At 65.9% G+C, this 5,539-nt stretch carries 6 protein-coding genes and 4 pseudogenes; 6 read left to right on the forward strand and 4 right to left on the reverse strand.

Going from position 1 to position 5,539, the window contains the following annotated elements; translation table 11 throughout:
* A partial coding sequence (locus Y706_RS30205; protein WP_043436040.1) for a DUF3054 domain-containing protein occupies window positions 1-219 on the reverse strand: 219 nt, incomplete at its 3' end.
* 82 nt (window positions 220-301) lie between these two features.
* Between Y706_RS30205 and Y706_RS30210 the strand changes: the two are divergent.
* A pseudogene (locus tag Y706_RS30210) lies at window positions 302-423 on the forward strand (hypothetical protein); the annotation flags it as partial.
* A 42-nt stretch (window positions 424-465) separates the two neighbouring features.
* Here Y706_RS30210 and Y706_RS29565 read toward each other — a convergent pair.
* Window positions 466-714, reverse strand: a pseudogene (locus Y706_RS29565) (DUF3054 domain-containing protein); the annotation flags it as partial.
* Between the two features lie 139 nt (window positions 715-853).
* On the opposite strand from Y706_RS29565, the pseudogene Y706_RS25070 reads away from it, so the two are divergent.
* The 3 genes and pseudogenes from Y706_RS25070 to Y706_RS0111685 all read left to right on the forward strand — a co-directional run.
* Window positions 854-1,312 (forward strand): annotated as a pseudogene (locus tag Y706_RS25070) (glyoxalase family protein); the annotation flags it as partial.
* A 113-nt stretch (window positions 1,313-1,425) separates the two neighbouring features.
* Window positions 1,426-1,581 (forward strand): hypothetical protein, encoded by a 156-nt coding sequence (locus Y706_RS28800; protein ID WP_156945122.1) that lies wholly within the window; start codon window positions 1,426-1,428, stop codon window positions 1,579-1,581.
* Between the two features lie 170 nt (window positions 1,582-1,751).
* Entirely contained in the window at window positions 1,752-2,144 is a 393-nt protein-coding gene (locus Y706_RS0111685; RefSeq protein ID WP_043436041.1) for an SHOCT domain-containing protein, read from the forward strand.
* Between the two features lie 48 nt (window positions 2,145-2,192).
* Here the strand turns inward: Y706_RS0111685 and Y706_RS25075 are convergent.
* Window positions 2,193-2,806 (reverse strand): annotated as a pseudogene (locus Y706_RS25075) (response regulator transcription factor).
* 261 nt (window positions 2,807-3,067) lie between these two features.
* On the reverse strand, window positions 3,068-3,454 hold the full coding sequence (locus tag Y706_RS0111695; RefSeq protein ID WP_043436042.1) for a hypothetical protein: 387 nt from the start codon (window positions 3,452-3,454) through the stop codon (window positions 3,068-3,070).
* A 360-nt stretch (window positions 3,455-3,814) separates the two neighbouring features.
* On the opposite strand from Y706_RS0111695, the gene Y706_RS0111705 reads away from it, so the two are divergent.
* Window positions 3,815-4,204, forward strand: coding sequence for a VOC family protein (locus tag Y706_RS0111705; RefSeq protein WP_028276736.1), 390 nt, complete (start codon window positions 3,815-3,817; stop codon window positions 4,202-4,204).
* 123 nt (window positions 4,205-4,327) lie between these two features.
* Entirely contained in the window at window positions 4,328-5,518 is a 1,191-nt protein-coding gene (locus tag Y706_RS0111710) for a Fic family protein (RefSeq protein ID WP_028276737.1), read from the forward strand.
* Window positions 5,519-5,539: the final 21 nt, after the last annotated feature.

Genomic DNA, 5,539 nt, shown 5'->3' on the forward strand with positions numbered 1-5,539 from the left:
CCATGCCAGTGCCGCGCCTGCCAGGAACGGCCACGCCGTCGCAAAGACGCCGGTGATAATTTCCCCGCGCTGGTGCGCGTCGCGCCCGATCGCCGCGAAGAGCAGAATCAGGAGTGCATCCGCGCATGCGGCCAGGGCTGCTGTCTGCGCGGGCCGGAGGCCGGAATGGGGAGCGTCCTGGGCGGACGGGCGGGGGAGTCTGGGGGTTGGAGAGGGCATACATCCAAGCCTAGTCCCGTCAGGATGGGCTCCGGGCGGGCACCGTTGTGTGTGAAGTCACCTCCGGGCTAGGCTCGGCCCCATGCCGCTGATCGCCGCCGGAGTCTGCCGGCGGCACGGCAAACGCAAGGGGAGCGCTGTGAGCGAAAAGATCACCACCTGCCTGTGGTTCGACAGTCAGGCCGAGGAAGCCGCCGAGTACTACGTCTCCATCTTCGACGGCGGCAAAATCCTCGATCACACCCGCAGGGGGTCATGCCACAGCCGCAGGACCAGCCATGCCAGTGCCGCGCCTGCCAGGAACGGCCACGCCGTCGCAAAGACGCCGGTGATAATTTCCCCGCGCTGGTGCGCGTCGCGCCCGATCGCCGCGAAGAGCAGAATCAGGAGTGCATCCGCGCATGCGGCCAGGGCTGCTGTCTGCGCGGGCCGGAGGCCGGAATGGGGAGCGTCCTGGGCGGACGGGCGGGGGAGTCTGGGGGTTGGAGAGGGCATACATCCAAGCCTAGTCCCGTCAGGATGGGCTCCGGGCGGGCACCGTTGTGTGTGAAGTCACCTCCGGGCTAGGCTCGGCCCCATGCCGCTGATCGCCGCCGGAGTCTGCCGGCGGCACGGCAAACGCAAGGGGAGCGCTGTGAGCGAAAAGATCACCACCTGCCTGTGGTTCGACAGTCAGGCCGAGGAAGCCGCCGAGTACTACGTCTCCATCTTCGACGGCGGCAAAATCCTCGATGTCTCGCGGTATGGCGACGGCGGTCCCGGGCCCGCCGGCCAAGCCATCACCGTTCAGTTCCTGCTTGACGGGCGCACCTTCACGGCATTGAACGGGGGTCCGGCCTTTACTTTCAATGAGGCGGTGTCCTTTGTGATCGACTGCGCGTCGCAGGAGGAAGTGGACCGCTACTGGTCGGCCCTGACCGACGGCGGCCAGGAAAGCCAGTGCGGCTGGCTCAAGGACCGGTACGGGGTCTCGTGGCAGGTGGTTCCGGCCGTGCTGGGACAACTGCTCGCCGGCCCCGACCCCGACGGCGCCCAGCGTGCGATGCAGGCAATGCTCGCCATGCGCAAGCTGGACATCGCCGCCCTGCAGAGGCCTACGACGGCGCATGACGCCCCTGGTCCGCGTGGCCCCGGGGGGACCCCCGTCCGTGATCCCGGTCGGCGTGGCCCCCCGGCCCAGGGGCTGTCCGCACATATGATCGTGGCATGAGTAGCGACGCCGTTCCGGAGGCTGGTGTTCCGGTGCAGCTGGATCCTCAGCTGGACGGCCAGCTGAGTATTAACGACATCCTGCTCGAACTTGGCCAGGCTCCCGTGGTGCACCCCTCGCCGGATGCGGCGAGTGAGCTGCACTTCTTTTAGGCCCGCCGCTTCCGGTTCCGCCATCCCGCGCCTGCTCCGCACTTCCTTCTGCTGACCCCGCACAGTGGCGCTCCCGCGCTGAATTCGGGCCCTTTGGTCCTAACGGCGTACGGCCCGGGGGGCTAGTTTGGCGCTTAAGGATGCCAGCAGGGCGTCCTCAGAACGGAAGGATGGCTCCCGTGGAGCAATTCTGGAACTTCATTTGGCTGTTCTTTTGGTCATTCGCGTTCATCGCGTATCTTTTCGCGCTGTTTGCAGTTATCTCGGATATTTTCCGGGACCACGAACTCAGCGGTTGGCTCAAGGCTGTGTGGATCATCTTCCTCGTCTTTGTGCCGTTCCTCACGGTTCTCGTGTACCTGATCGCGCGGGGCCGCAGCATGGCCGAGCGCCAGGCCCGCAGTGCCCAGCGGGCCGAAGCTGCAACAACGGAATACATCCGCTCCGTGGCCAAGTCGTCCCCCTCCCAGGAAATCGCAAAGGCCAAGGAACTCCTCGACGCCGGCACCCTGACCCAGGCCGAATTCGACGCCGTCAAGGCCAAGGCGCTGAGCCAGGCCTGATCGTCCCGCCGAGTCCTATAGGTGCACTTCTCGCCCTCGGACCAGCAGTCAGTCCGGCCGCCGGTAGCTGGCCAGGCCATGTTCGTAGGCGAAGATGACGGCGTGCACACGGTCGCGCAGCCCGAGTTTCATGAGGATGCGGCCCACGTGGGTTTTGACTGTTGATTCCGCCACAGTCAGTGGTTCCCCGATCTCGGTGTTTGTAAGTCCCAGGGCAATGGCCGAGAGTATTTCCCGTTCCATCTGTGTCAGTGATGCCACCGCTTCATCACCCGCGGCCCGGGGCCGGAGGGAAGCCTTTGGCTGAAGAGGTCCAGCATCCGGCGGCTGACCCGGGAGGAAATGGCGGCGTCTCCTCCGGCGACGGCCCGAAGGGAAACGAGCAACTCAGCTGGCCCCACATCCTTGAGCAGAAAACCACTGGCACCGGCCCGGAGGGCCGCGAAGGCATACTCGTCGAGATCGAACCTCGTGAGGACAATGACCCGTGAGTTCGGGCACTCCTCCACAATGCGCCGGGTCGCGGCAATCCCATCCGTGCCGGGCATTCGCACATCCATCAGCACGACGTCCGGTGCCAGAGCTCGACACATGTCGACGCCACTGCTGCCGTCGGCGGCTTAACCGGCGACTTCCACGCCGTCCTGGGCTTCCAGGACCATGCGGAAGCCCGTCCGGACGAGTGTTTGGTCATCGACGAGCAGCACCCGGATCGGCCGCGTGGACGAGGCAGCTACGGCTTCCAAGTGGCTCCTTCCTGCAGCGGGAACCGCGCGGTCACGGACCATCCACCCTTGGTCAGGGGTCTCGCGCGCAAGATACCGCCTTAGAGTGCGACGCGCTGGCGCATTCCCGCCACGCCGTGCCCGGCACGGTCGGCAGGGCCGTCCACGGGCTGGCCTTCGTCGGTCACCGGCACGAGATCAGTGGAGTGCGATGACCAGGTAGAGGGCTGCAAGGGCGATCGTGGTGGGGGTCATGACGAGGCGTTCGGGTTTGCTCCGGGAGATTGCGTTCATAAGGACGCCGAGCACGAAGTATGCCGTCAGCACCCACATGGTGATCGCAGTAAATGATTCGCTGACCAACAGCGGGACAAAGCCGGACCTGGCCAGCGCCGCATAAGCGAAGAGGGCATACAGGGGAATGGATGCTGCGCTCCCGATTCTGAGTTTGGCCGGGAGGACGCGGTGTTGACCGCCCCACGCCATTCTCCCCAGCGGTGCTCCGGCGATCAGCGCCACCTGGAAAACAGCCAGGCCGGCCAAGAGTGCGCAGGCGAGTATTGCGGAAAGCTGGTCCAACAGCATCTGGATCCATCCCCTTGTCGAGTCCCAGGCAGCAACGCGTGTTGCGCCGTGCGATGCACGCCGTGTTGTGGCGGCTGTGGAGAGCATATTCGTGAACCCGGTGCAATTACGGGACCCGCAATCCGCGCCTTTCACCCACCACGTTGAAGAGGCCGACGGCGATCGTCGGCCGGAACCAGGGGAGGAGGGCGTTGAGTCCGACGGGAATATCCGAGGCGGCGAAGGACTGGTCAGGTATCTGGGCTGCCGCCGCCACCTGCCACCCCGGGTAATTCAGCTTTCAGGGCGCCGGGGATGCCGGAGGTTACACCGGCCGTGGTGGTCCTGTGCGCAGCAGGAATCAGGGGTACTGTGAGCCGCATGGAGATGCGCCTCGAGGTAGTACAAGTACCCGTCAGTGACGTGGACAAGGCCAAGTCGTTCTATACGGACCGACTCGGGTTCGTTCTGGACCACGACGTCGAATACATCCCGGGAATGAGGGTCGTGCAACTCACGCCACCGGGCTCCGCCGCCTCCATCGTCGTCGGCACCGGAATGACCAGCATGCCGCCGGGCAGCCTGGAGGGCCTGCAATTGGTGGTCCCCGATATGGCGTCCACGCGGGCTGAGCTGCTTCGGCGGGGAGCGGAAATCAGCGAAGTCCAGGACATGGGTGGAATCGCCTTCGCGTACTTCAGCGACCCGGATGGCAACCGCTGGGTGCTGCAGGAAGCCACGCGGCCGGACGTGAGGGAGGCCGGCTCCTAGGGCGGGACGATCGAGGGCAGCGCGCCCCGCCAAGGCAGGTTTTCCGAAGCACGCGTCGCGTTATTCATGTTTAGCCCCTAAAATCTAAATAGTAGGGTGACTATTTAGATTTCCGGAGGATCCATGACCCGCTGGCCCGCGCACGGCAGCAAGATGATGCCGTGGAAGTCGTCCGGGCGGCCGCCGCGCGAAGACCGGGAATTCACCGAGGTGGTGGTCTCGCTGCCACCCTTGATCGCCGGGAGCTGGTTCGATCCGGGGCGTGAGACCATCGTCGCCCTGGAAGAGGCCGCCGTCGCCATCGCGTCCCTGGACGTCACCGCCGGCACGCGGATGGCCGCCATTAGCGGGTTCCTGCTCCGCAGCGAGGCGGTCTCCTCCTCCAAAATCGAGCACGTCAACGCCAACCGCGATGACTACGCCCGGGCCATGATCGGGCTCAAGGCCAGCGACGACGCCCGCTCCATGGTGGCTGCCGCCGACGCCGTACAAGGGATGATCGACGACGCCGGGCGAACCGGCGAGATCCGGCTGGAGGCAATGCTGGCCGCCCATCACACGCTCATGAAGAACGACCCGATGGACGGCCCACACGCCGGCCGGTTCAGGGAGGTTCAGAACTGGATCGGCGGCAGTGACCATTCACCGCGGGGCGCCATCCACGTCCCGCCCCCGCCGGAGCTCGTGCCGGACCTGATGGAAGACCTGATGGTCTTCTGCAACCGCCGCGACCTGCCGATCATGGCGCAGGCGGCGATCGCGCACGCCCACTTCGAGTCCATCCACCCGGTCACCGACGGCAACGGCCGGATCGGGAGGGCACTCATCGGGGCGATTTCCCGGCGTCGTGGGCTCACCAGGAACACCGTCACCCCAATCGCGTCGGCGATGGTTGCCGACGTCGACACCTACTTCAGCCTGCTCAACAACTACCGCTCCGGTGATGCCGATCCGTTCGTGCTCTACCTGGCCCGTTCCGCCATCCGCGCCTCGGATGCCGCCCGCGAATCCGTCGCCGCCCTCGATGCGCTGCCGGCGATGTGGCTGGAGCTGGCCAGGCCACGCAGAGGATCCGCGGACGAGAAGATCATTCCGTGGCTGCTGGAGCGGCCCGTATTCGAGGCCCACAGCGCAGCCCACATTGCCGGCGTCGCCGAAAGCTCCGTGTACGCCGCACTGCAGCGGCTCTCCACCGCCGAGGTCATTACCCCCGTCACCCAGTCCAAGCGCAGCCGTGCCTGGGCGGCGACCGAAGTCCTCGACGAGGTGGACCGGCTGAACAACCGGCTGGCCGACGTCGGGAAGACGGGCTGACCGGACGGGACGGGGTTGGCG

Source organism: Arthrobacter sp. I3, from assembly GCF_000520575.1.
Lineage (GTDB): Bacteria > Actinomycetota > Actinomycetes > Actinomycetales > Micrococcaceae > Arthrobacter > Arthrobacter humicola_A.